Here is a 26,206-nt window from a genome sequence, read left to right on the forward strand (position 1 = left end):
GAACCGACCGCGCGAAACTGTCGACCGTCAGCCCGAACTCTCGAGCTGACCACACCGAGGACCACACTCGGATTCCCACCACGTGGCGGGGCCCTATCCTCGCAGCGCGGGGCTCGACCCGACCTCGATCGGGGTGAGCGATCGGGGCTCGCTGTCGGACCCGTTCATCGAGAAGATCGAGGAGTGGGTCGATCGCTCCCAGGGGAGGGTCCGGGCTGATGTGGTCCACGACAAGCTCTCAGCCCTTGGTTATCAGGGCTCGCCTCGCACCACCCGGAGGGTCGTGCGGGCCGTGAAGGCCGCGTGGCGCAGGGACCATGCTCGTGCGTATCGGCCCTGGATCCCTGAGCCGGGGCTGTGGCTGCAGTGGGACTACGGTGACGGCCCGGTCGTGGGTGGGCGGGCGACCGTGCTGTTTTGCGCCTGGCTCGCCTGGAGCCGGTTCCGGGTGATCCTCCCGCTTTTCGACCGGACCCTCCCCTCGGTGATCTCGGCGTGGGACCGGACGTTCCGGATCCTGGGCGGGGCTCCGACCTACCTGCTCACCGACAACGAGAAGACGGTCACGACCCGCCATGTCGCCCGCATCCCGGTCAGAAACCCCGCGATCGTCTCGGCGGCTGTCTACTACGGCGTCGTCGTGCGCACCTGCGTCGTGGCTGACCCCGAGTCCAAGGGCGGCGCCGAGTCCACGGTGCGTATCGCCAAGGCCGACGTGGTCCCGACCGAGGCGAACCTGCGTCCGGGCTACGCGACCTTCGCCGAGCTTGAGGCCGCGTGCCAAGCGGCGATGGACCGGTTCAACACCAGGGCTCACGCGGTGACCCGTCGCGTGCCCTTTGAGGCTCTCGCTGAGGAGCGAGCCCACCTCCACCGCATCCCCGACGAGCCTTATCAGGTCGCCTTCGGGCTTTCGCGCTCGGTGTCGTGGAGCTCGACGGTGACCCTTGATGGTGCCCGATACTCGGTGCCGCACACGCTTCGGGACACCAAGGTGTGGGTGCGTGTAGCTGGCGACGAGGTGGTCATCGTGGCTGGCGGGCCCGGCGAGGTCAAAGAGGTGGCACGCCACCGCCGGGTCGGCCCGGGCCAAGCGGCGATCGACCCTGCCCACTACCCCGAGCGCAAGGAACCAGCCGACCGCCGTCCCAAGGCAACCACTGCCGCCGAGGCAGCGTTCCTCTCGCTTGGCGAAGGAGCGAAGCTCTGGCTGCTTGAGGCGGCCTCCGTGGGCATAAGGGGGATCGAGGCCCGCATGAAGGAGGCCGTTGCCCTCGCCGGGGTGCTCGGGCACGACCGGGTCGATGAGGCACTGGGGCTCGCGGCGATGGCCGGGCGTTTCGCCCCGGGGGACCTCGCCGCGATCTGCGCCGCCCGCCGCGCCGAGGTGCGCCGCGCCGACCCCGTCAGCTCCTTGCAGCCCGGCACGGGGCGCTGGGCCGGCTTTCAGCACAAAGAGGCCCGATGACTCCGGCGCACACTGCGCCCGACCCCGTCTTGGGCGAGGTGGAGGCCCTCTGCCGGCGCTTGAGGCTCCGCTACGTGCGAGAACAGGCCCCCGAGGTCCTGCTCACGGCCAAGGCCCAGCGCTGGGAGCCCGCCGAGGTGCTTCGGGTCCTGCTCCAGGCCGAAGTGGACGGACGCACACGTTCCACGACCGAGGCCCGCCGCCGCCAGGCCCGCTTCCCTGCCGGCAAGACCTTCGACACCTGGGACGCGACCAAAAGCTCCATTCCTGCCCCGACCCAGCGGGCGCTACGGACCTTGGAGTGGGTAGCTCGCCACGAGAACGTGGTGGTGTGCGGGCCGAGCGGCACCGGCAAATCCCACCTGTTAGAGGCGCTCGGCCAGCAAGCCATCGAGCAGGGTGTTCGCGTCGCGTGGTTCCGCATCGAGGACCTCGGCGCGCTCGTGCGCCGTCACCGGGTCGACGACTCGGTCGTCAAGGCCTTCACCCCCGTCCTGCGGGCCGATCTCGTGATCGTCGACGACGTCGGCCTGCTCCCACTGTCGGCTGATGCCGCCGAGGGCCTCTACCGCCTCGTCGACGTCGCCTACGAGCGTCGCAGCCTCGCCATCTCCTCGAACCTCCACCCGAGCGGCTTTGACCAGCTGATGGACCGCACCATCGCCACCGCGCTCGTCGACCGGCTCCTGCACCACGCCCATGTCCTCTTCACCGAAGGGGAGAGCATCCGCCTCGCGGACGCCATGGCAGGGAAGGGGGTGATGCCCCTCGCCTGATCATCGCCCGCGGGGAGTTCTCGCGGCCGCCCGCGGGGAATTCTCGTGGCCGCGCGCGGGGAGCAGTGTGGCCGCACGTGGGGAGAAGGCATGACCGCCCGCGGGGAAAACTCATGGCCGCCAGTGGGGAGAACCACGTGGCCATTGACACCCCTGCCGCACCTCGGGGCCGATGGCGAGGGTGTGCGTCGGCACCGGTCTTCCTTCAGGCGTCCCCCGAGGGCTCCTGCCACGGGAGGGGCGAGGGACCGGTGCAGTCCGTGCCCCGACCGGTGCTGGGTCCGGGGAGCCTTGTCACTGACCCGGCGTTCTTGCTGTTGACCCTGGTGGTGCTGGTCGTGGTCATGGGCCTGGTGGTGCTGTCCAGCGGGGCGCCACGGGCCGGGTCGGGGTCGCCTGTCGCCCGAGGAGCACGTGGCGTCCTCGACCGTCTGGAGGTGGTGGGCCTGTCCTCTCCGGCCGAGCCGCCACCGAAGGCGACAGCGCGTCGGGGAGCCCGCCGCTGTCACAGCGGATCCCTAGCCTTCCGGTGCGTGGCGGATCCTCGAACGACGTCCCGCTCACCGAGGAGCGGACGGAGGCGGCCGGCGGGCACGTCACGTCGAGGCGATCGGGATCGGCTCCGGGATGGAAGGACCAGTACCCTGGAGACAGGTCGAGGACGGAGCACGCAGATGGCGATCACGTTGTCCGAGGATCAGCGTCGCCTCCTCGCTCTCTGCGCCATCCGAGTGGATCACGCAAGCATCGACTGGAGCTTGATCGCCCGGCAAGCCCAGCGCCCCGGAGGACTCGACGAGCTCTGGGATGGAAGGATTCAGGAACGAAGTGCTGCTGCGGCAAAGGCCCTGCCGGTGCTTCGCCACGGCCTTCATCGCCTCGACGAGCTGAACGAGCGAGTGGACGCGGAGGTCGCTGCAGCCGACACCGTTGGGGCCAGACTGGTCACCGTCCTCGACAAGGGCTACCCGGTGAACCTCCGGCTCGTCCCGAACCTTCCGCCTTTCCTCTTCGTGCGCGGCGACCTCCAGGAAGAGGACGCCCGGTCGGTGGCGGTCGTGGGAACCCGCGCAGCCTCCGAAGCCGGTCTTCGTCGCGCCACGCGGATGGCGACGCTGCTCGTCCAGAGGGGCGTCACCGTTGTCTCCGGACTGGCCCGCGGGATCGATACCGCTGCCCACCGCAGTGCGCTCGAGTCGGGTGGCAGGACCATCGCGGTGCTCGGGACTGGCATCACGAGGTGCTACCCGCCCGAGAACCGTGAACTCGCCGAGGAGATCACCTGCCACGGTGCGCTCGTCTCCCAGTTCTGGCCGACGAGGGGGCCGGGACGAGACACCTTTCCCCGTCGCAATGTGGTCACCTCCGGACTCAGCCAGGGGACCGTCGTCATCGAGGCGTCGAGCACGTCTGGAGCCAAGATGCAAGCGCGTCTCGCACTGGAGCACGGCAAGAAGGTCTTCCTCGTCCGATCCCTCGTGACGGATAAGCCGTGGGCCCGGAGCTTCGTGCAGCAGCGTGGTGCGATCGAGGTCAGTGACGTCGAGGAGGTCGTCCGGCACCTTGCGACGCCGGACAGGCTCCGCTTGGTGAGCGAGCAGCGTCAGCAGCTCTGCCTTTCGCTTCTCTGAGGCCACGATGCCGGGTCGGTTCTGGTCGGTCCCCGGCCCATCCCTTGGCTTCCCGAGCTGCCCGTCGTGCAGCTACCTGTCCACCGGTCCGCCGCGGCTCCGCCTCTCCTGTGCGAGGCAGTCTTCCCAGAACATTGCGAAGAACGCCTGTCCCGTGTGCAGTCAGGTCCTCGAGGGCGGGTCGTGCCCGAACTGGCTCTGCGCCGACCCGAACCGCCGAATCAAGAGGATTCGAGCCATTGCGTACCACACTGATCAGCTCCGGAACACAATCATTCGCTACAAGTACAGGGGTAAAATCGGCTGGTCCCGGATCTTCGGTCGTTTGCTCGTCGCTTGGCTCGATCAGCATGCTCGGGACGAAACCTTCGACTTGATCGTCGCGAACCCGACGTCCACCGGGGAAGGCGGCAATGCTTTCGCCCATACCGAGCAGGTCCTCGACGCTGCGGCCACCGAGGACCTGCTCGGCACGTGGCCTTTCGACGTTGCGACGACCCGGGCGATCGTGAAGACACGGCAGACCTCGAAGTCGGCAGGAGGAGATGTTGGCGCCAAGCGGAGAGCGGCGGCCGAGCTGTTCGACGCTCTGTGTGTGCCGGACCCGGCAGGGACCCGGGGGCGTCGGATCCTGGTCTACGACGATGTGTGCACCACGGGAAGCCAGCTCGATGCGGTCGCCCGGTGCCTCAGCGACGCAGGCCGGTTCCGTCCGAGTCGGCGGGGAGGTCGTCGAGCACCCAGCCGAGCTGGTGCCTCTTGGCCCGGTACATGGCGTGGTCGGCGGCAACGAGGAGCTCGTCGACGCTCGGCTCGTGGGCTCCCCAGGGCCGCCACGCTGCCCCGACGCTCGGGACCACGGTGAGCTCGGCTGCCTGGTCCGGGGTCGACAGCGCGACGCGGATGGCGGCGACGGCTTCGGCCAGTGCGGCGAGCTCCTGGCGGGAGCCGCGCACGCAGACGACGAACTCGTCGCTGCCCAAGCGCCCGACGAGGTGGCCGGCCGCGAGCTGCCTGAGCCGCTCGGCGACCTCCACGAGGACCTGGTCCCCGCGATCGTGGCCCAGGGTGTCGTTGACCTCCTTGAAGCCGTCCAGGTCGGCGATGACCACGCCGACACCCGGCTCGCTCGTCACGGGTTCGGTCGACCAGGTGCTGAGCTCGTCGAGCACCCCGCGCCGGTTCACGAGCGAGGTCAGGGTGTCGTGCGTCGCCTCCCACGCCAGGCGCTGCTCGGCCTCGTAGTGGGCGGTGATGTCCCACACCACCAGGCAGGCGGCGGGTTCACCCTGCCACTCCATGAAGGCAGCCTTCGCCTCGCCGATCAGCTCGGTCCCGTCGAAGCGCAACAGGCGCAGGATCGAGCTCCCGGGCAGGACCCCGTCGCGAAGCAGCGCCACCTGCCGCTCCCGGGCGTACTCCCGCTGTTCGGGGGCCACGAACTGCAGCGAGTCCATGCCCACGAACACCTCGGTGCTCGGGGCCCGGACCAGGTCGGCGGCGGCCTGGTTGACCCACAGGATGATGCCCCGTCGATGGATCACCACCGGATGGGGAAGGTTCTGGAAGGCTCGGCCCAACTCCTCGAGCGACGGGGTCCCCACCGCCGTCTCGCACCGGCCCGCCACGTTCGCCTCTTCGACCATCGACCTCACCGCCCTCGGGTGCCCTCGATCGATGATCGGGGCGCGAGCCGACTCCCTTGAGGGCTGGGTCGGACCAGCCAGGGCGTCTCAGGCCAGGGCGGCGCAGACGTCGTCGCCCCGGGCCCGGGAGGAGAGCACGACCGGCACGCCGGTCGGATCCTGGCCGCAGAGACCGGCCAGCAGACCCCGGACCAGCCCCCGGTCGACGGCGCAGAGCGCGGGGCTGGCGGCCGCGGCGTCGCCGAAGGGGCAGCGCTCGGCGACCACGGCGGTCAGGGCCCCGCGGTGCTCGGCCCGAGCGGCGAAGCCGTGGGCCGTGAGCGCGTCGGCGACGGCGTGCATGGCGGCCCGGACCGAGCGGGCCGGGTGGCCAGGGTCCATGCGACGGGCCAGGGTCCGGCCGTAGGTCTCGCCGACCCGCTCGGCCAGCTGCTCGGCCCGGGCCGGCCCGAGGGCGGCGACGGCCTCGGCCAGCAGGGAGAGGAGCAGCTCGTCCCGCTGGTCCAGCAGGCCCAGGTCTGCCTCGGCCTGGGTCCCCCCGGCCACCCGGTAGCGCTTGGCTGGCCGACCGGCCCCGCCATCCCCCGGGCGGACGCTCACCTCCAGGTAGCCGCCGGCGGCCAGCCGCTCGAGGTGGTGACGAGCGACGTTCGGGTGGAGGGAGAAGGCCTCGGCCACCGCCGAGGCGGTCACCTCGGGGTGGGCCCGGACGTGGAGGTAGATCTCCCGTCGCGTGGGGTCGCCGAACGCGGCGGCCACGGCGGTGACCTGGGCAGCGAAGCGCTCCGCCGAGCGGTCTGCGCCGGCGTCCCCGCTCGGGCTGGCCGCGGGCGGGCTGGCCTCGGGCGAGCAGGCCGCCGTCGCGCCGGCCCCGGCCGGGCCCTGCGCCCCCTCCTCGGGGCCGCTCCTCGAGCGCCTCGGGGTGGTGGGCCCCTTCCCCGGCGGTCGGACGGCGCAGGTGGCCACGTCGATAGTCTAGGTCTCCGGCCTCGGGCTGCCTCGTGGGCCGGCCCGGTCACCGACCGGGCCAGCGGCTCGGGGTGTGGAGCGACCCGGGAGGCGATCGGTGGACCAGGCCAGCGAGGACCAGGTGCGCAGGGCCCTGGCGGCCGTCGAAGAACCCGAGCTGCGCCGGGCGGTCGGGGAGCTCGGCATGCTGCGCCAGGTCGAGGTCCACCGCCGGCGGGTCGAGGTGGTCCTGGCCGTGCCCCAGGCCCGCTGGCCCGGCCTGGAGGAGCTGGCCGCCCGGCTGGAGGCGGCCCTGGCCGCCGTGCCGGGCGCTCCCCGGCTCTCGCTGCGCTTCGAGGCCATGGACGAGGCGGCCCGGGCCGAGCTGCGGGCCGCCCTGGCCCGGCCGGCCGGTGGCGAACCAGCCCCGGTGCTCGGCCCCCGGACCCGGCCCCAGGCCCCCCCGGGCGGGGCCCCCCAGCCCCTGGTCCAGCAGCCCGGCAGCCCGAACCGCTACCTGGACCCGGGCAGCCGGACCCGGGTGATCGGGATCTCCTCGGGCAAGGGCGGGGTGGGCAAGTCCTCGGTCTCGGTCAACCTGGCCGTGGCCCTCGCCGCCCGGGGCTTGGACGTGGGCCTGCTCGACGCCGACGTCTACGGCTTCTCGGTGCCGAAGATGCTCGGGGTCCGCCGCCCCCCGAGCCAGATCGACGACCTCCTCGTGCCTCCGGTGGTCCACGGGGTCCGCTGCCTGTCCATCGGGGCCTTCGTGGACGACGACCAGCCGGTGGTCTGGCGGGGCCCCATGCTCCACAAGGCCCTCGAGCAGTTCCTCACCGAGGCCTACTGGGGGGAGCCCGACGTGCTCCTCGTCGACATGCCGCCGGGGACCGGGGACGTGGCCCTCTCCCTCGGCCAGGTCCTGCCCCGCCTGGAGGTCCTCGTGGTCACCACCCCCCAGCCGGCCGCCCAGCGGGTGGCCCAGCGCTCGGCCATCGCGGCCCGGACCATGAAGCTGGCCGTCCGAGGGGTGGTCGAAAACCTCTCCTGGTTCACCGCCGACGACGGCACCCGCTACGAGCTCTTCGGCCGGGGTGGGGGCCAGCAGCTGGCCGACGAGCTGAAGGTGCCCTTGCTGGCCCAGATCCCCTTGGTGCCGGCCATCCGGGAGGGGGCCGACGAGGGGGTGCCGGTGCGGGTGGCGGCCCCGGCCGGCGAGGCGGCCCAGGCCTTCGATGCCCTGGCCGAGGCGGTCCTCGCCCTCGGCCCGGCCCGCCGCTACCGCAGCGAGCTCCAGGTCAGGACCTAGGGCCGGTGTCCCGCCCGCTGGCCTTCGACCCCATCGAGGAGGCCGCTCGGCGCTGGGAGGCCCGCTGGCCGAAGGCGGCGTCGGCCATGGCCGCGGCCACCTCCGTGGTCCGGGTCCAGCAGCTGGTGGTGGCGGCGGTCGACGCCGCCCTGCGCCCCTACGGCCTGACCTTCGCCCGCTTCGAGGCCCTCCGCCTGCTGGCCTTCAGCCGGGAGGGCGCCCTGCCCCTCTCCCGCATGGGGCCCCGCCTCATGGTCCACCCCACCAGCGTCACCAACGTCGTGGACCGTCTCGAGGCCGACGGTCTCGTCGAACGGGTCCCCCATCCCACCGACCGCCGGACCACCCTGGCCCGCATCACCCCGGCCGGCCGGGCCCTGGTGGAGGAGGCCACCGAGGCAGTGAACGCCAGCGGCTTCGGCCTCGACGCCCTCGGGGAGGACCAGGCCCGGGCCCTCGTGGCCCTCCTCCGGCCGGTCCGGGCAGCGGCCGGGGACTTCTCGGCGCAGGGCCCTGCCGACCCGGAGCCGCTCCCGGCTCCCCGCCCCGCCCCCCGCCCAAAAGATCGGTCGACAAATACTCGGACCTCCGAGTAATCTGGGGGTGCTGGGGCGGGCGAGACGAGGAGGTGGCCCGTGGCCGAGTCGAGGTTCCCCCTGCGGTTCGTGACGGCGACCGCCCTCTTCGACGGGCACGACGCCGCCATCAACCTGGTGCGGCGGTTGCTGCAGGCCGAGGGGGCCGAGGTGGTCCACCTGGGCCACAACCGCTCGGTGGCCGAGATTGTGGCCGCCGCCGTCGAGGAGGACGCCCACGGGGTGGCGGTCAGCTCCTACCAGGGCGGCCACATGGAGTTCCTCGGGTACCTGCTGGAGGAGCTCCAGCGGGTGGGCCGAGGGGACTGCCAGGTGGTGGCCGGCGGCGGCGGGGTCATCGTGGCCGAGGAGGTCGCCGCCCTGGAGGCCGCCGGGGTGGCCAAGGTCTTCACCCCCGAGGACGGCCGGCGCCTGGGGCTCTCGGGCATGGCCCAGGCGGTCCTTGCCGCCTGCCAGCGGGACCTGGCCGCCGACCCCGCGCCCTACGAGGGCCGATCCCTGGCCGAGGTCGGCAAGGTCGGTCTGGCCCGCTTCGTCTCGGCCCTCGAGCGGGGCCTCGTGCCCGAGGGGACCCTGGCCGAGGTCCGGGCCGCGGCCAGGGCTCGGCGGGTGCCGGTGCTCGGGGTGACCGGCACCGGCGGGGCCGGCAAGTCCTCGCTCACCGACGAGCTGCTCCGGCGGTTCCGCCTCGACTACAAGGAGCCCCTCCGGATCGCCGTCGTGGCCGTCGACCCCAGCCGGCGGCGCGGCGGGGCCCTCCTCGGGGACCGCATCCGGATGAACGCCCTCGACGAGTGGACCTTCTTCCGGTCCCTGGCCAGCCGAGGGGCGGGCAGCGGCCTGCCCCCGTGGACCGACGACGTGGTGGCCGCCTGCCAGGCGGCCGGCTACGACCTCGTGGTGCTCGAGACCCCCGGGATCGGCCAGGGCCAGGCCGACCTCGAAGGCCGGGTGGACGTGGCCCTCTACGTCATGACCCCCGAGTACGGGGCGGCCAGCCAGCTCGAGAAGATCGAGATGCTGGAGGTGGCCGACGTCGTGGCCCTCAACAAGGCCGACCGCTTCGGGGCGGCCGACGCGCTCCGGGACGTGGCCCGGACCCTGGCGCGCCAACCCCGCTTCGCCGGGGTGCCCCGCGAGGCCCTCCCGGTCGTCGGCACCGTGGCCTCCCGTTTCGACGACGACGGGGTCACGGCCTGCTACGAGCGGCTCTGCGCCCTGCTCGAGTCCCACGGCCTGCCCGAGGGCCGGGGCCTCCTCGCTGCTCGGCCCGCCACCCGGCCTCCCTCGGCGCCGCTCGTCCCCCCGGCCCGCAGCCGCTACCTGGCAGAGGTAGCCGAGACCATCCGGGCCTACCGCCGTCGGGCCGCCGAGCAGGTGGCCCGGGTTGCCCGCGCCGAGGCCCTGAGCGACGCGGCCGCCGCCCTGGCCGGCGCCCCGACCCAGCCCGCCGATCCCACTGCCCCGAGCGGCTCCGACCAGGCGGTCCTGGCGCGCCTCCAGGGCGCGGCCGAGGCCGCCTGGGCGGAGGTCGACCCGGCCCTGCGGGCCGAGCTGGCCGCCTGGGACGAGCGGGCCGGGGCCTTCGGTCGGTGCCTCTCCCCGGGCCAGGCGGAGGCCGCCGAGCGCCACCGGGTCGAGGGGGTCGATCCGGGCGGGCCGCTCGGGCGGCGGACCCTGGCCGGGAGCTTCCTGCCGAAGGTGGCCGTGCCCCGTCCGGCCAGCCGGGCCGAGCTGGCCCGGTTCCTGCTCACCGAGCAGCTGCCGGGCCGGTTCCCCTACACCGCCGGGGTCTTCCCCCTGCGGCGCAGCGACGAGGAGCCGACCCGGATGTTCGCCGGCGAGGGCACCCCGGCGCGGACCAACCGGCGGTTCCACCTGCTCGCCGAGGGGATGCCCTCGGTCCGGCTCTCGGTGGCCTTCGACTCGGTGACCCTCTACGGCTTCGACCCCGACGAACGCCCCGACATCTACGGGAAGATCGGCAACGCCGGGGTCTCGGTGGCCACGATCTGGGACATGGCCGAGCTCTTCGAGGGCTTCGACCTGGCCGACCCGAAGACCTCGGTGTCCATGACCATCAACGGTCCGGCCCCGGCCATCTTGGCCATGTTCTTGAACGTCGCCATCGACCAGCGCGTCGCCCGGGCCGAGGCCGAAGCCGGCCGGGCCCTCTCGCCCGAGGAACGGGAGGCCCTGGCCGCCGAGGTGCTGCGGACCATCCGAGGCACCGTCCAGGCCGACATCCTGAAAGAGGACCAGGGGCAGAACACCTGCATCTTCTCCACCGACTTCGCCCTCAAGATGATGGCCGACGTCCAGGAGTGGTTCGTGGCCCACGAGGTCCGCCACTTCTACTCGGTCTCCATCTCCGGCTACCACATCGCCGAGGCCGGGGCGAACCCCATCACCCAGCTCGCCTTCACCCTGGCCAACGCCTTCACCTACCTCGAGGCGTTCCTGGCCCGGGGCATGGCGGTGGACGACGTGGCGCCGAACCTCTCGTTCTTCTTCTCGGCCGGCATGGACCCCGAGTACGCGGTCCTGGGCCGGGTGGCGAGGCGGATCTGGGCGGTGGCCCTCCGGGACCGCTACGGGGCCAACGAGCGGTCCCAGCGGTTGAAGTACCACGTGCAGACCTCCGGCCGTTCCCTGCACGCCCAGGAGATGGCCTTCAACGACATCCGGACCACCCTCCAGGCCCTCCTGGCCCTGGCCGACAACTGCAACAGCCTCCACACGAACGCCTACGACGAGGCGGTCACCACGCCGACCGAGGAGTCGGTCCGCCGGGCCCTGGCCATCCAGCTGGTCATCAACCGGGAACTGGGCCTCATGGGGATCGACAACCCCCTCCAAGGCTCCTACGCCCTCGAGCAGCTGACCGACGCGGTCGAGGAGGCGGTCCTCGAGGAGCTGGACCGCCTGGCCGAGCGGGGCGGGGTGCTCGGCGCCATGGAGCTCGGCTACCAGCGGGGCCGGATCCAGGACGAGTCCCTGCGCTACGAGCAGGCCAAGCACGACGGCAGCCTGCCCATCGTGGGGGTCAACACCTTCCTCCGCCCCGGCGGGGAGCCCCTCGTGCCGAGCGTGCCCCTTTCCCGCTCCACCGAGGAGGAGAAGCGCCGGCAGGTGGAGCGGGTCCGGCAGTTCCAGGCTGCCCACGCCGAGGAGGCCCCCGCGGCGATCGAGCGGCTCCAGCGGGCCGCCCTGGAGGGCCGGAACCTCTTCGCCGAGCTCATGGCGGCGGTGCGGGTCCTGAGCCTCGGCCAGATCACCCAGGCCCTCTTCGAGGTCGGCGGCCGCTACCGCCGGAACCTCTAGCCGGCCTCGGCCCGCTCGTCCTCGGGGACCGCCGGTTCCCGGGCCGCCCACCAGCGGGCGGCCCACGGGGCCAGGCGGTCGTGGAGCCGGTGGAAGCAGGCGGCGGCCTGGTCCCCCGCCCAGTCCTCAGGGAGGAGCTCCTCGGGGAGGTCGGGGTCCAAGAAGGGCAGCTGGCGCCAGCGGTGCACCAGGGCCAGGAGGGCCGCGGTGGCCCGCTCCTCGTCCCGGGGCGGCGGGGCCGCCAACCGGGGCGCCTCGGCGGCCACGAAGGCCCGGTAGGCGGCGGCCAGCCCCGGCAGGTCGAAGGCTGCGGCGGCCAGCTGTCGGGGGTCCTCGCTCGGGGAGGGCTCGGCCACGAAGACCTGGGCCGCCCCCCGGAGGCCGAGCTCCTCGAGGACCCGCTCGAGCGCCCCGCGCCGCTCGGCCCAGGGGCCCAGCCAGACGCCGGGGGCGAGGGCCCCGAACCCGGCCCAGGCCAGCCGGGTCCGCAGCCGGCGGCGCTGGTCCCGCTCGCCGGGCGTCGCCACGAGGCAGAGCACCAGCCGCCCGTCCCAGCGGCGCCGACCCCGGTGGAGGCTGTAGATCCGCTCGATGCCCTCGGTCAGGAGGGCCGTGGCCGCCGGGGTCAGGTGCCAGCGGGTCCGCCGCCCGTGGCGCTCCGCGGCGAGGAGGCCCTTGCCGGCCGCCCGGTTCACCGCCTGCCGAGCCGCCCGGGGGTCGACCTCGAGGAGGCCGAGGGCCTCGAGGAGGGTCTGGGTCCACACGGCGCCACCCCGGGGCAGGACGAGCTCGCCGAGGACCGTCAGGAGGTAGGCCCGGGCGCTCCGGCTCCCCAGGCCGTGCTGCTGCGCCGGTTCCACTCGCGCAAGGCTACCCGCTCCCCCTTGATGTGCGACATCTTCTTGACAGCTATGCACTGAGTTGTAGGATGTCGGTGCGGTCGCCGAGCGGCCGAACGTTCGTGGAGAGGGGGTGCCCGTGATGGGTGAGCCGACTCGTGCACCCAGCGGGGACGACAGGTCGGGGCAGGAGGGCCAGGAGGTCCTCCTGCCCCCCGACCGGCTCCAGGTGGACCCGGGGTCCTACCGGCACTGGCAGGTGCGGATCGAGCCGCCGCTTGCCACCGTGGTCATGGCGGTGGACCCCGAGGGGGGCCTGCTGCCGGGCTACGAGCTGAAGCTGAACTCCTACGACCTCGGGGTCGACCTGGAGCTGGCGGACATCGTGGAGCGGCTGCGCTTCGAGCACCCCGAGGTCAAGGCGGTGGTGCTCACCAGCGCCCTGGACCGGGTGTTCTGCGCCGGGGCGAACATCCAGATGCTGGCCTCGGCCACCCATCACCTGAAGGTGAACTTCTGCAAGTTCACGAACGAGACCCGGGCGGCCATGGAGGAGGCCTCGGCCCGCTCCGGCCAGGTCTGGCTGGCCGCGGTGAACGGGACGGCGGCTGGCGGGGGCTACGAGCTGGCCCTGGCCTGCGACGAGATCCTCCTGGTCGACGACCGGTCCTCGGCGGTGGCCCTGCCCGAGGTGCCCCTCCTCGGGGTCCTGCCGGGGACCGGGGGCCTGACCCGGCTGGTGGACAAGCGCTACGTCCGCCGGGACCTGGCCGACGTGCTGTGCACGAAGGTCGAGGGGGTGAAGGGCCGCCAGGCGGTCGAGTGGGGCCTGGTCGACGAGGCGGTCCCCCGGAGCCGCTTCGAGGAGCGGGTCCGGGAACGGGCCCTCGAGCGGGCCGCCGCCTCGGACCGGCCGGACGGGGAGGCCGGGGTGTCCCTGGCCCCCGTCCAGTGGACCCCGACCCCCGAGGGGTGGCGGGGCGCCCACGTGGCGGTCCGCCTGGATCGGGCCACCCGGTCGGCCTGGGTGGTGCTGGAGGGCCCGGAGGGACCCCTGCCCGAGGACCTGGCCGGGCTGAAGGCCCAGGGCAGCCGCTGCTGGCTCCTGGCGGCCCGCCGGGAACTGGACGACGCGCTGGTGCGCCTGCGGCTCCTGGAGCCGACGCTCGGCACCTGGGTCCTCGTCACCCGGGGGGACCCTGAGGCGGTCCTCGCCGCCGACGCCCTCCTCGAGGCCCACGGGAGCGACTGGCTGGTCCGGGAGATCCGCCTGGGGTGGGGTCGGACCCTGCGACGCCTGGAGCTCTCGGCCCGCACCCTGGTGGCCCTCGTCGACGCGGGCAGCTGCTTCGCCGGCACCCTGGCCGAGCTGGCCCTGGTGGCCGACCGGAGCTTCATGCTGGAGGGCCCCGACGGGGAGCAGCCGGCCCCGACCCTGACCCTGGGGCCGGCGAACGACGGGTGGTACGAGACGACGACCGGGACGAGCCGCCTGGCCCTGCGGTTCCTCGGGCACCCCGAGGCCCTGGCCCGGGCGCGCTCCCTCTTCGGCCAGCCCCTTGCGGCCAAGGAGGCGGCCGAGGCCGGCCTGGTGACCCACACCCCCGACGAGCTGGACTTCGCCGACGAGGTGCGGGTGTTCCTGGAGGAGCGGGCCAGCTTCTCGCCCGACGCCCTGACGGGCATGGAGGCGAACCTGCGCTTCGCGGGACCCGAGACCATGGACTCGAAGGTCTTCGGGCGGTTGTCCGCCTGGCAGAACTGGATCTTCCAGCGGCCCAACGCCGTGGGGCCCGAGGGCGCGCTGCGCCGCTACGGCTCGGGGGCCAGGCCGTCCTACGACTGGGGGAGGGTGTGAGGCGATGAGCAGCGTGGACTACGCCACGAGGATCCCGAACAACGTCGACCTGGACCAGGACCGCCGGCTCCAGCGGGCCCTGGAGAGCTGGCAGCCGCGGTTCGTGGCCTGGTGGAAGGAGCTCGGGCCGGTGGCCTTCCAGGACCACGACGTCTACCTCAGGACGGCCATCTCGGTGGCCCAGGAGGGCTGGGCGAACTTCGGCTACGTGCGGATGCCCGAGTACCGCTGGGGGATCTTCCTCGCCGACCCGACGCCCGACCGGCGGGTGGGCTTCGGGGACCACCTGGGCGAACCGGTCTGGCAGGAGGTCCCCGGGGAGCACCGGGCGGAGCTGCGCCGCCTGGTGGTGGTCCAGGGGGACACCGAACCGGCCTCGGTGGAGCAGCAGCGGCACCTCTGCCTCACCGCGCCGAGCCTCTACGACCTGCGGAACCTCTTCCAGGTGAACGTGGAGGAGGGCCGGCACCTGTGGGCCATGGTCTACCTCCTGCACCGCTACTTCGGCCGGGACGGCCGGGAGGAGGCCGACGAGCTCCTGGAGCGGCACTCGGGGGACCAGGACAACCCGCGGATCCTCGGGGCCTTCAACGAGCCGACCCCCGACTGGCTGTCGTTCTTCTTCTTCACCTACTTCACCGACCGGGACGGCAAGTTCCAGCTGGCCTCGCTGAAGGAGAGCGCCTTCGACCCCCTGTCCCGGACCTGCGAGTTCATGCTGAAGGAGGAGGCCCACCACATGTTCGTGGGGGCCACCGGGGTCGGCCGGGTGGTCCAGCGGACCGTCGAGCTCATGCGGGAGCACGACACCGACGACGTGGCCCCCTACGGCGGGGTGAACGTGGCCACCTTGCAGCGCTACTTGAACCTCCACTTCTCGGTTTCCCTCGACCTCTTCGGGGCCGAGACCTCGACGAACGCCGCGAACTACTTCGCCGCCGGGCTCAAGGGCCGCTTCCACGAGGACCAGCGGCCCGACGACCACCGCCTCCAGGGGGCCACCCGGGCGGTGCCGGCGCTGGTCGACGGCCAGGTCGCCACCCGGGCGGTGCCGGCGCTCTCGGCGCTGAACGAGACCCTGCGGGACGACTACGTGGAGGACTGCCGGAAGGGCGTGGAGCGCTGGAACCGGCTCCTCGCCCCGGCGGGGGCCGAGCTGCGGCTCCCCCACGTGGGTTTTCACCGCCAGGTCGGGGTGTTCGCCGGCCAGCCCATCACCCCCGAGGGCCAGCTCGTGGACCCCGGGACCTGGGCCCGGCGGGCCCAGGAGGAGTGGCTGCCGACCGAGGCGGACCGGGCCCACGTGGCCTCCTTGATGGTGCCGGTCCGGGAGCCGGGCAAGATGGCCGGGTGGATCGCCCCGCCGGCCACCGGGGTGCACGGCAAGCCGCTGGACTTCGAGTACGTCCGGCCGTGACCCCCTACAACGCCGCCTCGTGGCTGGTGGACCGGCACCTCGAGGAGGGCCGGGGCGGGCGGCCGGCGGTGGTGGCCGGCCCCGAGCGCCTCTCCTACGAGGCCCTCGCCCGCCTGGTCCGCCGGGCCCAGCACGGCCTGGGTGCGCTCGGGGTGCGGCCCGAGGAGCGGGTGGCCATGGTGGTGCGGGACGAGCCGGGGTTCCTGGCCTGGTTCCTCGGGTGCCTGCGGGCCGGGGTGGTGCCGGTGCCGCTCTCGACCATGCTGCGGGGCGAGGAGCTCGGGGCGATCGTCGACGACGCCCGGGCCCGGGTGGCGGTCCTCTCGGCGGCCTCCCTGCCGCTGCTGCCCGCCCTGTCGGCTTGCGCCCCGGACCTCGCCCAGGTGGTGGTGGTCGGGGAGCCCGAAGGACCCTTGCCGGTGGTCCCGGGGGTGGGGCTGGTCTCCTTCGCCGAGCTCGACGACGAGGACGAGCTGCCCCCCGGCCGGACCGGCCGGGACTCCCCGGCGTTCTGGCTCTACAGCTCGGGGACCACGGGCACCCCGAAGGGGGTCATGCACCGCCACGGCAGCCTCGAGGCCACCGCCCGGACCTACGCCGCCGAGGTCCTGCGGATCGGGCCGGAGGACCGCTGCTTCTCGGCGGCCAAGCTCTTCTTCGCCTTCGGGCTGGGCAACGCCTTGACCTTCCCCCTGTCGGTGGGGGCCACCACGGTCCTCGACCCCCGGCCGGCCTCGCCGGCGATGGTGGCCGAGGTGGTGGCCCGGGACCAGCCCACCCTCTTCTTCGGGAGCCCGGGGCTCCTGGCCGCCATGGTGGCCCAGGAGGTCGACCCCCGGCCCTTCGCCTCGGTGCGCCTCGGGGCCACCGCCGGGGAGGCCCTGCCGGCCGAGGTGCACCGGCGGTTCACGGAGCGCTTCGGGTTCCCGGTGCTCGACGGGCTGGGCTCCACCGAGGCCCTCCACATCTTCTTGTCCAACCGTCCCGGGGCGGAGCGACCCGGGACCTCGGGCACCCCGGTGCCGGGGTACGAGGTCCGGCTGGTCGACGACGAGGGGCGGGTGGTGGAGGAGCCCGGGGTGCCGGGCAACCTGCAGGTGGCCGGCCCCTCCATCGCCACCGGCTACTGGTGCCGGACCGAGGCCACCCAGGCGGCCTTCGAGGGGCGCTGGCTGCGGACGGGGGACGTCTACGTCCGCACCGAGGACGGCTGCTACCAGTTCCTGGGGCGGACCAGCGACATGATCAAGGCCGGGGGCATCTGGGTGTCGCCGGCCGAGGTGGAGAACGTCCTGCTGGCCCACGAGGCGGTGGCCGAGGCGGCGGTCGTGGGGGGCCGGACCCCCGAGGGCCTGGAGGAGGTCGTGGCCTTCGTCGTGCCCCGGCCGGGCGTCGAGCTGGACCCCGGGGCCGTCGAGGCCCACTGCCGGGAGCGGATGGCAGCGTTCAAGCGGCCCCGGCGGATCGTGGTGGTCGAGGAGCTGCCGAAGACCGCCACCGGCAAGATCCAGCGCTACCGGCTCCGCCAGGAGGCGAACGCCCCGGCGGCGAACGCCCCCGCGGGGCGGTGAGCGAGGGCCTGGTCCGGGTCGGACCCCACGAGCTCGAGGTCCGGGTGCTGGCCGCCCGGCCCGGCGCCGAGGCCCTGGCCCCCCTGGTTCTGCTCCACGAGGGCCTGGGCTCCGCCGGGCTGTGGCGGGACCTCCCGGAGGCCCTCCAGGCCGTCGGGGCCGGGCGGGCCGTGGTCTGCTACTCCCGCCCCGGCTACGGCCGCTCCACCCCGGTCCGCCCGCCCCGTCCCCTGCGCTACATGCACCGAGAGGCCCTCTCGGTGCTGCCCCGGCTGCTCGCCGCCTTGGGCCTCGCCCGACCGGTCCTCCTCGGCCACAGCGACGGGGCCTCCATCGCCCTCGTCCACGCCGGGGCCAAGCCGGCCGAGCTGCCCGAGGAGCTGGCCCCCTGGTCCTTCTGGCCGCCGAGAGGGGTAGTGGCCATCGCCCCCCACGTGGTGGTCGAGGACCGCTCCATCGCCGGCATCGAGGCCGCCCGCGCCGCCTACCTCCACGGCGACCTGCGCCGGCGCCTGGCCCGCCACCACCGGGACGTGGACGCCACCTTCTGGGGCTGGAACGGGGCCTGGCTCTCCCCGGCCTTCGTCAGCTGGAGCATCGAGGAGTACCTGCCCCGCATCGACTGCCCCCTGCTGCTCGTCCAAGGGGACGAGGACGAGTACGGCACCTTGGCTCAGCTGGAGCGCATCGAGGCCCGAAGCGGAGGAGCGGTCCGGCGGCTCGTGGTGGCCGGGGCGGGCCACGCGCCCCACCAGAGCCACCGGGAGCTGGTCCTCGGCGCCATCGGGCGGTTCCTCGGCGAGCTCGAACCCGAGCCCGCACCCGCCGGTTCGCGATCCGACGGGGCCGGCGCAGCGGAGGGGGTCAGGACCGGCGGCTGAGCTCCTCGGCCAGGACGCTCAAGACCTCGGGGTCCTCGAGCCCCGAGGTGTCCCCGGTGGCCGTGCCCGTCGTGGCCAGCTCCTGGAGGAGACGCCGGACGATCTTGCCGGAGCGGGTCCGGGGCATGGTCGAGACGACCAGCACGGCCTCTGGCCGGGCGATGGGCCCGATGGCCTGGACGAGGCGCTCGGCCAGCTGGTCGGGGTCCAGGGGGGCTGGGGCGTCGGCCGCCTGGGTGACGAAGGCCAGGGGCACCTGGCCCTTCTCGGGGTGGGGCACCCCGACCACGGCCGCCTCGGCCACCCCGGGGGCGCCGAGCAGGGCGCTCTCCATCTCCATGGTCGAGAGGCGGTGGGCGGCGACGTTGATGACCCCGTCGACCCGGCCGACCACCCAGAGGTGGCCGTCCTCGTCCTCCAAGGCGGCGTCGGCCGAGTCGTAGCGGTCCGGGCCGAACCGGCTGAAGTACTGGGCCCGGTAACGCTCGGGGTCGCCCCAGATGCCCCGGAAGAGGCCGGGGAAGGGCTGGGTGAGGGTCAGGTAGCCCACCTGGCCCCGGCGGACCGGGCGGCCCTCATCGTCGACGATCTCGTAGCGGTGGCCCGGCAGGGCCATGCCGCAGGACCCGGGCTTCGCCGGGGTGACCCCGGCCACCGAGGAGGCCCAGGCGCTGCCGGTCTCGCTCTGCCCGTAGGTGTTGTTGATCTCCAGCCGGCCGTGGCCGAGGTGCTCCTGGGCCCACCACCAGGTGGGGGCGTCCAGGGGCTCGCCGACCAGGGCCAGGAGCTCGAGGCGGGAGAGGTCGTGGCCCGCCGCCCAGCGGTCCCCGGCCCGGGCCAGCATGCGGACGAGGGTGGGGGCGGTGAAGACCTTCGTGGCCTCGAAGCGCTCGCAGAGCTCGTAGAAGCGGGCCGGGGTGGGGTAGTCCAGGGCGCCCTCGACCGCCAGGCAGCTGGCCCCCATGGCCAGGGCTCCGACGATCTCGAAGATCGGGAAGGTCAACCAGCCGCAGTCGGCGGTGCACCAGTAGCGCTCGGCGGGCGCCAGGTCCAGCGAGAGCTTGCAGTTGTGGTAGGCGGCCACGAGGAATCCCATGCCGCTGTGGATGAGGCCCTTGGGCTTCGCGGTGGTCCCCGAGGTGTAGATGAGGAAGCCGGGCTCGTTGGCCTCCAGGGCCACGGGCTCGGCCTCGCTGGTGGTCTGGGCGAGCAGCTCGTCGAAGAAGACGTCCCGGCCGGGCCGCATGGGGACGTCGGCCAGGCCCGAACGGCGGACCACCACCACGTGCCGGACACTGGGCAGCTCGTCGAGGACCTGGTCCACGGTGGCCTTCAGGGGCAGGGGACGGCCCCGTCGCCAGGTCTGGTCGCAGGTGACCACCACCTTGGCGCCCGTGTCGACGATCCGGTCGGCCAGGGCTTGGGGGGAGAAGCCCGAGAAGACGATGTTGTAGAGCGCCCCGATGCGGAAGCAGGCATGCACGGCGGCGAAGGTCTCGAGGAGGTTCGGCAGGAAGATGGCCACCACGTCGCCCCGACCGACCCCCAGGTCCGTGAGGGCCTGGGCGAAGCGGGCGGTGGTCGCCCGCAGCTCCTCGTAGGTCCAGGAACGCTCGGTCCCGTCCTCCCCGACCCAGTGGACCGCCAGGCGGTCCGGGTCGGCCTCGGCCCAGCGGTCCACGCAGTTCACCGACACGTTGCCCGTCGCCCCGGGGAAGTAGGCGAAACCCTCGGCCAGGCTCCCGATCAGCGGGCTGGCCGGCGGCCACCCCGAGGACCAGCGCAGCTCGCTCGCCACCTCGGCCCAGTAGGCGCCAGGGTCGGCGGCGGCCCGTTCGGCGAGGGCCAGGACGTCCTCTGGGGTGCGGAGCCCCAAGCGGCCCGAGGCGGGGCGGGGCGGGGGCACGAGCCGGCTCTCCTTCACCATGGCCGGCACGTCTTCGAAGCCAGCGGGCGTCCCAGTGGCGGCGGACGACGACCGATCAGCAGCCATGGCCCCTCCCCCTTCGCGACCTGGGCCTGACGCTAGGACGCCCAGGCCGCCGGCTGCAACGGGTCGTTACCTCGTCGTCCCTCCCCCTTTCGGCCCGAGCGAACGGGGGGAGAAGGCGCCCCACCCGGGCAGTGGGGGAGGGGGCTGTCCGGGTGGGGCGCCGGGTGCGGTGACGTGGGGGTGCGGCGACCGGTGAGGCCGGCTCAGCTGGCGGTGCTCACCGCCGGAGCCGGTGTCCCCGAGCTGGCCTGGAGGGCGCTCACCGCCTGGTCGAGGGCACCCTTGGCCTCGGCTGCCAGGGCCGCCAGCTCAGGTCCAGGAAGCAGCTCCTCGGGGTCGGCGACCGTCACGGTGGTCCGGCCCGGGGTGGTCTCCTCGAGGACCACGTTGCAGGGCAGCAGCAAGGCCACCTGGGGATCGGCCTCGAGGGCCCGGTGCGCGTAGCTGGGGTTGCAGGCACCGAGGATCTTGAGGGGCGGGCGCTCGACCCCCAGCTTGGCCCGCAGGGTGCCGGCCACGTCGATCTCGGTCAGCACCCCGAAACCGGCGCTGGCCAGGGCCTCGCGGACCTGGGCCTCGGCCTCGGGCAGGGGGCGGTCCAGGGTGGTGCGAATGCCGTGCATGGCTCCTCCTCTCGCTCCAGGGCCCGGTGAGCCGGCGCCCGCCGGGCCTGGTCAGGGGTCTCCCGTCCCGACGACGGGGGTGCGGCGGTGGTGTCGCTCAGCGGCTGGCGGCCTCGGCGGCCTCGGCCTCGGCCAGCTGGCGGCGCACCTCGTCCATGTCCAGACCCTCGACCGCCTCGATCAGCTGCTCGAGGGCCGAGCCCGGCAGGGCTCCGGGCTGGGCGTAGAGCAGGACCTGGTCCCGGAAGACCATGAGGGTTGGGATGGACATGATCCCGAAGCGGGCGGCCAGCTCCGGCTCGGCCTCGGTGTCGACCTTGGCGAACACGATGTCCGGGTGGGCCTCAGAGGCCTGCTCGAACACCGGGGCGAACATCCGGCACGGGCCGCACCAGGCCGCCCAGAAGTCCACGAACACGATCGGGTTGCCGTTCACGACCTCGTCGAACGTCGCTGCGGTCAGGGCTTTGGTGGCCATGGGAAGAAACCTCCACATGTCGCCGCCGACCTGGCGACGACACCGAGGACAACCCAGAAACCCTCTGGGGTATTCCCAGCACGGGTGGCGTCCCCTCGGGACGGGGCCCACCGCGTCGGGTCGGTCGGGCAGGGAACGGTTCCGCTCTTGGCGGTCAGCGGGGCCAGGGGGTGTCGAAGCCCTTGGGCAGACGGTCCAGGGGCCACTCGAGGAGCCGGACCGCCTGGGCGCAGGCGAACCGGTCGGTCATGCCGGCCACGTAGCTGACTGCCCGGCGCAGCCGCTCCTCGTCAGTGTCGTCGGTCTCGGCGCCCGGCAGGTCCTCGGGGTGGCCGACGTAGTGCTCGACCAGGGCCCGCAGCAACCCCTCGACCGCCCGGGCCTGGGCCAGGGAGTCGGGCCGCAGGTAGATGCGCTCGTAGTTCCAGGCCCGCAGGGCGCCGAGGGTCTCGGCCATGGGCTCGCTCATCCCCACCACCCCGGCCTCCTGGCTGGTCCGCACCACGTCCTCCACGAAGCGGGCCAGCTGCGTGGAGCGGCGCCGACCGACTCGCTCGACCACCAGCCCGGGCAGGTCGGCCAGGTCGACCACCCCGGCCCGGCTGGCGTCCTCGGCGTCGTGGGTGGTGTAGGCGATCCGGTCGGCGAGCGCGCAGACCTCGCCCTCGGGGGTCCGGGGTGCAGGGCGGGACCAGCTGTGGTTCCGGATCCCGTCGCTCACCTCCCGGGTCAGGTTCAACGGGGCCAGCGTCACGTCGGCCCCCCAGGGGGCGTGGTCGAACCCGCCGGGGACCAGCGGGTCGAGGGCGTCCTCGCTGGCGTGCCCGAAGGGGCCGTGGCCGCAGTCGTGCCCCAGGGCGATGGCCTCGGCCAAGGTCTCGTGCAGGCCCAGGGCGGCGGCGATGGCCCGGGCCACCTGGGCGACCTCCAGGGCATGGGTCAGCCGGGTCCGCTGGTGGTCGTCGGGGAACACGAACACCTGGGTCTTGCCGGCCAGGCGCCTAAAGGCCGGGGAGTGCAGGATTCGGTCCCGGTCCCGCTCGAAGCAGGTCCGCCACGGGTCCGGCTCCTCGGGCCGGGGCCGCTCGCCCGCTCCCCGGGCCCGCGTGGCACCCGGCGCCAGGCGCTCATCCTCCAGGGCTTCCCGGGTTTCTCGATCGAGCACCCGCAGCGGACCCAGGGCCACGGTCTCACCGGCGTGGGCCCGCCGCAGGCCCGGCCGCTGCCCGCCGTGGCCGTCCATGGTGGCCGCCCAGCGTCGGGCCCGGTCCGACGGGACGAGCCCGTTGTGGACTTGGAACGGCGTCGGGGCCGGGGCGTCGGCGCGCTGATTCGGGGCGGGCATCGACCCCAGTGTGGCTCGGCCCTGTGACGGCCGCCGGGGCCCGGCCGGGGCCCTGCGGGGAGGGCCCGGTCAGGGGGCTCGGTCAGAGGGCCCGCGGGGAGGGCCCGAGCGGGCAGGGGGGTATCGTCGGCGGGGTGCCGGCGACCCGGCACGGCCGGCCGAGGAAGGGCCGCGGAGGGAAGGAGCCTGCCAGGTGGACGTGCGGATCGGGATCGCCCAGAGCGTGAAGGAGTTGGAGGTGGACCTGGGCGACGGCGTGGAGCGCGACGCCGTGCTGGAGGAGATCGACCAGGCCCTGAAGGCGGCGGACGGGGTGCTCTGGCTGACGGACCGCAAGGGCCGGCGGGTCGGGGTGCCGGTGGCCAAGGTGGCCTACGTGGAGATCGGGGCCCCGGCCACCGAACGGCGGGTGGGCTTCGGGGCGCCCTGAGTCTCCGGCCGTGCCCGTGCCCGGCCTGCTCGATCGCCGCCTGCTCTTCGTGACCGGCAAGGGCGGGGTCGGCAAGACCACCGTGGCCTGCGCGCTCGCCCTGCTCGGTGCCGGGGAGGGCCGGCGCACCCTGCTCTGCGAGGTCGACGCCAAGGGCGACGTGACCGCCCAGCTGGAGGTCGACCCGGTGGGGTTCGAGGCGAGGGAGGTCCTGGGGGGCCTGTGGGCCATGGCCATGGACACCGAAGCCTCCCTGCGCGAGTACCTGCGGCTGCAGCTGAAGGTGCCCATCGTGGGCCGCATCGGACCCCTGGCCAAGGCCTTCGACTTCGTGGCCACCGCTGCCCCGGGGGTCAAGGAGATCCTGACCGTCGGGAAGTTCTGCTACGAGGTCCGCGAGGACCACTACGACCTCGTGGTGGTCGACGCGTCGGCCACCGGCCACGTGGTGGGGCAGCTGAGCGCCCCCCAGGCCATCAACGAGCTGGTCAAGGTGGGCCTGGTGCGGACCCAGACCGACTGGATGCTGGCCCTGCTCTCGGACCCGGCGGTGACCGGCTTGGTGGTGGTGACCACGCCGGAGGAGATGCCGGTGAACGAGACCCTCGAGCTGGCCGAACGGGTGCGGCGGGAGACCACGGTGACGCTGTGCGCCGTGGTGGCCAACCGGGTCCTGCCCGAGCTCTTCGGCGCCGGGGAGGAGGAGGTCTTCGAGGCCCTCCGGCAGGCGGCCGGGCGGCGGGCCCTGCGTCGGCTGGTGCCCGGGGACCCCGAGCCGGTCCTCGAGGCCGCCCGCCTGGCGGTCACCTTGCGGCGAACCCGGGCCGAGCACCTGGCCCGGCTGCGGGCTGGCCTGCCCGAGGGGGTCCAGCTGGCCTACGTGCCCGAGCTCTTCACCCGCAGCCACGGCCGCCGCCAGGTCCGGCGGGTCGCCCAGCATCTGGCCGAGGAGCTGGTCACGTGAGCCCCCCGGCGCGGGGCACCGCACGCGGCCGCCCGTCCCCCGCCCCGTCCCTCGGCGGTCTGCTGGCCTCGAAGGAGATCGTGGTGGCCTGCGGGCCCGGCGGGGTGGGCAAGACCACCACGGCGGCCGCCGCTGCGGCCACCGCCGCGGTGCGTTCGGGAGGCCGGGTGCTCGTGCTCACCGTGGACCCGGCCCGGCGGCTGGCCGACGCGCTGGGGGTCAAGGGCATCGGCAACGAGGCGGTCCGGGTTCCTCCCGAGGCCTTCGCCGCCGCCGGGGTCCATCCGAAGGGCGAGCTGTGGGCCGCCATGCTCGACACGAAGCAGTCCTGGGACGACCTGGTCCGCCGGCACGCCCCCGACGCCCGGACCCGGGAGCAGATCCTGGCCAACCCCCTGTACCGGAACATCTCGGGTCGTTTCGTCCAGAGCCACGACTACATCGCCATGGAGCGGCTCTACGAGCTGCACGCCGAGGGCTGCTACGACCTGCTGGTGGTCGACACCCCCCCGTCCCGCAACGCCCTGGACTTCCTCGACGCCCCGGCCCGGATGGCCGACTTCTTCTCGAGCCGGCTGCTGCGCTGGCTCATCGTCCCGTACCGGTCCCGGCTGGTGAACGTCGCCTCCCGCCCTTTCTACCAGGTGGCCGACCGGATCCTCGGCAGCCAGTTCCTCTCGGACATCGCCGAGTTCTTCATCCTCTTCCAGTCCATGTACGACGGGTTCGTGACGCGGGCCAAGGCGGTGGAGCGGCTTCTGGCCGATCGGCGCACCAGCTTCCTCGTGGTCTCGACCCTCGAGCCCACCCCCCTGCGGGAGGCCGAGACCTTCGTCGGCGCCCTCGAGGCCCGGGGCCTGCACCTCGGGGCCATGGTCCTCAACAAGGTCCTGCCCCCGTTCCTCCTCGACCCGGCCGGTGCCCAGGCCGCCGAGGCGTTCGTGCGCGACCACGAACGGCTCGCCAAGGCCCTGGCCGGCGAGCTGCCGGGGATCCCGAAGGCGCAGGCAGCCCAGCTGGCCCGGGTCCTCCAGACCGTGGGCCGGAGCTTCTCGGACTACCGGCTGGTGGCCGAACGGGAGCAGGAGCAGCGAGCCGAGCTCTCGCGGGCGCCCGAGGTGCTGGTCAGCGTGCCCTGCTGGCGCTCGGCGAGCGGCTCTGGCCCCGCTGAGGGCCGAGGCCCTCGGCGGGAGGACCGTAGGATTTGGCGTGCTCGACTACCACCTGCACCTGTGGCCGCACGGCCAGGCGGACCAGGAGCCGACGGTGGCGCAGGTGGCCGCCTACTGGGAACGGGCCCAGGCGGTCGGAGTGGTGGAGATCGCCCTCACCGAGCACCTCTTCCGCTTCGCCCAGGCCGACCGGTTGCTGCGGGGCTTCTGGGAGCTCGAGCCCGACCCGGCGCTGCGGGCCTCCATGGCCCGCTACTGGGACGAGCACGCCCGGGCCGACCTGGAGGCCTACGCGGCCTGTGCCCTGGCCTGCCGGGCCGAAGGGCTGCCGGTGGTCCTGGGCCTCGAGGTCGACTACTACCCGGGGCGGATGGACGAGGTGGCCGAGCTGCTGGCCGGCTACCCCTTCGACGTCCTGCTCGGCTCGGTCCACTGGCTGGGGGTCTGGCGCTTCGACGACCTCGACGACCCGGTCTCGGCGGCGGTCTGGGAGGAGGCGAAGGTCGACGAGGTCTGGGCCCGCTACGCCGAGGCGGTGGCCGAGCTGGCGGCCACGGGGACCTGCGACGTGCTGGCCCACCTGGACCTCGTGAAGGTGGCGGCCCGCCGGCCGGCTGCCCCCGAGGTCCACTGGGACCGGCTCGCCGAGGCGGCGGCCGTCGGGGGCCTGGCCGTCGAGGTCTCCTCGGCCGGGTGGCGCAAGCCGGCGGCCGAGGCCTACCCGGCGCCACCCCTCCTCGGCCGGCTCCTGCGGGCCGGGGTGCCCCTCACGACCGCTTCGGACGGGCACCGCCTGGCGGACGTGGCCGACCGGGCGCCCGACCTGCAGCGATGGCTGTGGGCGGCGGGGGTCCGGGAGCTCTGCGGCTTCCGGGGTCGGGTCCCGCGCCCGGTGCCCTTGGCGCGGCCCGAGGGCACGGGCCGATGAGCACCCCGG

General features: G+C 73.8%; 20 protein-coding genes and 1 pseudogene. 14 read left to right on the top strand and 7 right to left on the bottom strand.

All coding sequences use genetic code 11. The annotated features are described in order from the left end of the window. Positions 1-133: 133 nt before the first annotated feature. The 3 genes from Acit_RS09315 (at position 134) to dprA (ending at position 3,875) form a co-directional block, all read left to right on the top strand. Entirely contained in the window at positions 134-1,468 is a 1,335-nt protein-coding gene (locus Acit_RS09315; RefSeq protein WP_248108381.1) for a Mu transposase domain-containing protein, read from the top strand. Then, positions 1,465-2,244: an IS21-like element helper ATPase IstB gene (istB, locus tag Acit_RS09320; protein WP_282436689.1), complete on the top strand. Its 780-nt coding sequence runs from the start codon at positions 1,465-1,467 to the stop codon at positions 2,242-2,244. Before Acit_RS09315 ends, istB begins: the two co-directional genes overlap by 4 nt. Before the next feature lie 674 nt (positions 2,245-2,918). After that, a complete protein-coding gene (dprA, locus tag Acit_RS09325) occupies positions 2,919-3,875 on the top strand; it encodes a DNA-processing protein DprA (RefSeq protein WP_248108383.1) in 957 nt (318 codons plus the stop codon). 689 nt (positions 3,876-4,564) lie between these two features. Here dprA and Acit_RS09330 read toward each other — a convergent pair. Together Acit_RS09330 and Acit_RS09335 are read right to left on the bottom strand one after the other, a co-directional pair. Continuing rightward, positions 4,565-5,521 (bottom strand): GGDEF domain-containing protein, encoded by a 957-nt coding sequence (locus Acit_RS09330; RefSeq protein WP_248108385.1) that lies wholly within the window; start codon positions 5,519-5,521, stop codon positions 4,565-4,567. An 87-nt stretch (positions 5,522-5,608) separates the two neighbouring features. Then, positions 5,609-6,487 (bottom strand): helix-turn-helix transcriptional regulator, encoded by an 879-nt coding sequence (locus tag Acit_RS09335; protein WP_248108387.1) that lies wholly within the window; start codon positions 6,485-6,487, stop codon positions 5,609-5,611. A gap of 100 nt (positions 6,488-6,587) precedes the next feature. On the opposite strand from Acit_RS09335, the gene Acit_RS09340 reads away from it, so the two are divergent. From Acit_RS09340 to icmF, 3 genes are read left to right on the top strand one after another with little or no spacing between them, the layout of a single operon-like run. Continuing rightward, entirely contained in the window at positions 6,588-7,778 is a 1,191-nt protein-coding gene (locus Acit_RS09340; protein WP_248108389.1) for an Mrp/NBP35 family ATP-binding protein, read from the top strand. Between the two features lie 5 nt (positions 7,779-7,783). Then, positions 7,784-8,374: a MarR family winged helix-turn-helix transcriptional regulator gene (locus Acit_RS09345; RefSeq protein WP_248108391.1), complete on the top strand. Its 591-nt coding sequence runs from the start codon at positions 7,784-7,786 to the stop codon at positions 8,372-8,374. A 39-nt stretch (positions 8,375-8,413) separates the two neighbouring features. Beyond that, the gene (icmF, locus tag Acit_RS09350) at positions 8,414-11,698 is read left to right on the top strand and encodes a fused isobutyryl-CoA mutase/GTPase IcmF (RefSeq protein ID WP_248108394.1); all 3,285 of its coding nucleotides are present in this window, start codon (positions 8,414-8,416) and stop codon (positions 11,696-11,698) included. Here the strand turns inward: icmF and Acit_RS09355 are convergent. After that, positions 11,695-12,558: a PaaX family transcriptional regulator gene (locus tag Acit_RS09355; RefSeq protein ID WP_248108396.1), complete on the bottom strand. Its 864-nt coding sequence runs from the start codon at positions 12,556-12,558 to the stop codon at positions 11,695-11,697. The genes icmF and Acit_RS09355 overlap by 4 nt on opposite strands. Before the next feature lie 121 nt (positions 12,559-12,679). On the opposite strand from Acit_RS09355, the gene boxC reads away from it, so the two are divergent. Genes boxC through Acit_RS09375 form a run of 4 tightly spaced genes read left to right on the top strand, consistent with a single transcriptional unit; the run spans position 12,680 to position 18,264 of the window. Continuing rightward, positions 12,680-14,395 carry a 2,3-epoxybenzoyl-CoA dihydrolase gene (boxC, locus tag Acit_RS09360; protein WP_248108398.1) on the top strand — a complete coding sequence of 572 codons (1,716 nt, stop codon included), beginning with the start codon at positions 12,680-12,682 and terminating at the stop codon, positions 14,393-14,395. 4 nt (positions 14,396-14,399) lie between these two features. Further along, entirely contained in the window at positions 14,400-15,812 is a 1,413-nt protein-coding gene (gene boxB, locus Acit_RS09365) for a benzoyl-CoA 2,3-epoxidase subunit BoxB (RefSeq protein ID WP_248108400.1), read from the top strand. Continuing rightward, positions 15,809-17,383: a benzoate-CoA ligase family protein gene (locus tag Acit_RS09370; protein ID WP_312710441.1), complete on the top strand. Its 1,575-nt coding sequence runs from the start codon at positions 15,809-15,811 to the stop codon at positions 17,381-17,383. The genes boxB and Acit_RS09370 overlap by 4 nt, the downstream gene beginning before the upstream one ends. Then, complete coding sequence (locus Acit_RS09375; protein WP_312710443.1) at positions 17,380-18,264, top strand: alpha/beta fold hydrolase; 885 nt, start codon at positions 17,380-17,382, stop codon at positions 18,262-18,264. The genes Acit_RS09370 and Acit_RS09375 overlap by 4 nt, the downstream gene beginning before the upstream one ends. Here Acit_RS09375 and Acit_RS09380 read toward each other — a convergent pair. The 4 genes from Acit_RS09380 to Acit_RS09395 form a co-directional block, all read right to left on the bottom strand. Further along, positions 18,248-20,257, bottom strand: a complete 2,010-nt coding sequence (locus tag Acit_RS09380) for an acetate--CoA ligase (RefSeq protein WP_248108402.1) — start codon at positions 20,255-20,257, stop codon at positions 18,248-18,250. The two genes, Acit_RS09375 and Acit_RS09380, sit on opposite strands and share 17 nt — an antisense overlap. A gap of 203 nt (positions 20,258-20,460) precedes the next feature. Further along, complete coding sequence (locus Acit_RS09385; protein WP_248108404.1) at positions 20,461-20,880, bottom strand: DUF302 domain-containing protein; 420 nt, start codon at positions 20,878-20,880, stop codon at positions 20,461-20,463. Between the two features lie 97 nt (positions 20,881-20,977). Continuing rightward, entirely contained in the window at positions 20,978-21,358 is a 381-nt protein-coding gene (gene trxA, locus Acit_RS09390) for a thioredoxin (protein ID WP_248108406.1), read from the bottom strand. A gap of 154 nt (positions 21,359-21,512) precedes the next feature. Further along, on the bottom strand, positions 21,513-22,601 hold the full coding sequence (locus Acit_RS09395) for an HD domain-containing protein (protein ID WP_376746042.1): 1,089 nt from the start codon (positions 22,599-22,601) through the stop codon (positions 21,513-21,515). A gap of 295 nt (positions 22,602-22,896) precedes the next feature. Between Acit_RS09395 and Acit_RS13670 the strand changes: the two genes are divergently transcribed. The 4 genes and pseudogenes from Acit_RS13670 (at position 22,897) to Acit_RS09415 (ending at position 26,197) form a co-directional block, all read left to right on the top strand. Continuing rightward, positions 22,897-23,133 carry a DUF3107 domain-containing protein gene (locus Acit_RS13670; protein WP_248108410.1) on the top strand — a complete coding sequence of 79 codons (237 nt, stop codon included), beginning with the start codon at positions 22,897-22,899 and terminating at the stop codon, positions 23,131-23,133. A 10-nt stretch (positions 23,134-23,143) separates the two neighbouring features. Further along, on the top strand, positions 23,144-24,097 hold the full coding sequence (locus Acit_RS09405) for an ArsA family ATPase (protein ID WP_248108412.1): 954 nt from the start codon (positions 23,144-23,146) through the stop codon (positions 24,095-24,097). Positions 24,098-24,201: 104 nt separating this feature from the next. Continuing rightward, positions 24,202-24,933: pseudogene (locus tag Acit_RS13955) on the top strand (ArsA family ATPase); the annotation flags it as partial. A gap of 373 nt (positions 24,934-25,306) precedes the next feature. Continuing rightward, a complete protein-coding gene (locus tag Acit_RS09415; protein WP_248108415.1) occupies positions 25,307-26,197 on the top strand; it encodes a PHP domain-containing protein in 891 nt (296 codons plus the stop codon). The last annotated feature ends 9 nt before the right edge of the window (positions 26,198-26,206 follow it).

Origin of the sequence: Aciditerrimonas ferrireducens (assembly GCF_023130475.1) — a bacterium.
Classification (GTDB): Bacteria; Actinomycetota; Acidimicrobiia; order Acidimicrobiales; family UBA8190; genus Aciditerrimonas; species Aciditerrimonas ferrireducens.

What these genes read in the sequence shown, in the direction of transcription:
- Acit_RS09395 (WP_376746042.1), bottom strand. Translation starts at nt 22,601, where the DNA reads ATGGACGGCCACGGCGGGCAGCGGCCGGGCCTGCGGCGGGCCCACGCC.
- trxA (WP_248108406.1), bottom strand. Translation starts at nt 21,358, where the DNA reads ATGGCCACCAAAGCCCTGACCGCAGCGACGTTCGACGAGGTCGTGAAC.
- istB (WP_282436689.1), top strand. Translation starts at nt 1,465, where the DNA reads ATGACTCCGGCGCACACTGCGCCCGACCCCGTCTTGGGCGAGGTGGAG.
- dprA (WP_248108383.1), top strand. Translation starts at nt 2,919, where the DNA reads ATGGCGATCACGTTGTCCGAGGATCAGCGTCGCCTCCTCGCTCTCTGC.
- boxC (WP_248108398.1), top strand. Translation starts at nt 12,680, where the DNA reads ATGGGTGAGCCGACTCGTGCACCCAGCGGGGACGACAGGTCGGGGCAG.
- Acit_RS09385 (WP_248108404.1), bottom strand. Translation starts at nt 20,880, where the DNA reads ATGCACGGCATTCGCACCACCCTGGACCGCCCCCTGCCCGAGGCCGAG.
- Acit_RS09380 (WP_248108402.1), bottom strand. Translation starts at nt 20,257, where the DNA reads ATGGCTGCTGATCGGTCGTCGTCCGCCGCCACTGGGACGCCCGCTGGC.
- boxB (WP_248108400.1), top strand. Translation starts at nt 14,400, where the DNA reads ATGAGCAGCGTGGACTACGCCACGAGGATCCCGAACAACGTCGACCTG.
- Acit_RS09330 (WP_248108385.1), bottom strand. Translation starts at nt 5,521, where the DNA reads ATGGTCGAAGAGGCGAACGTGGCGGGCCGGTGCGAGACGGCGGTGGGG.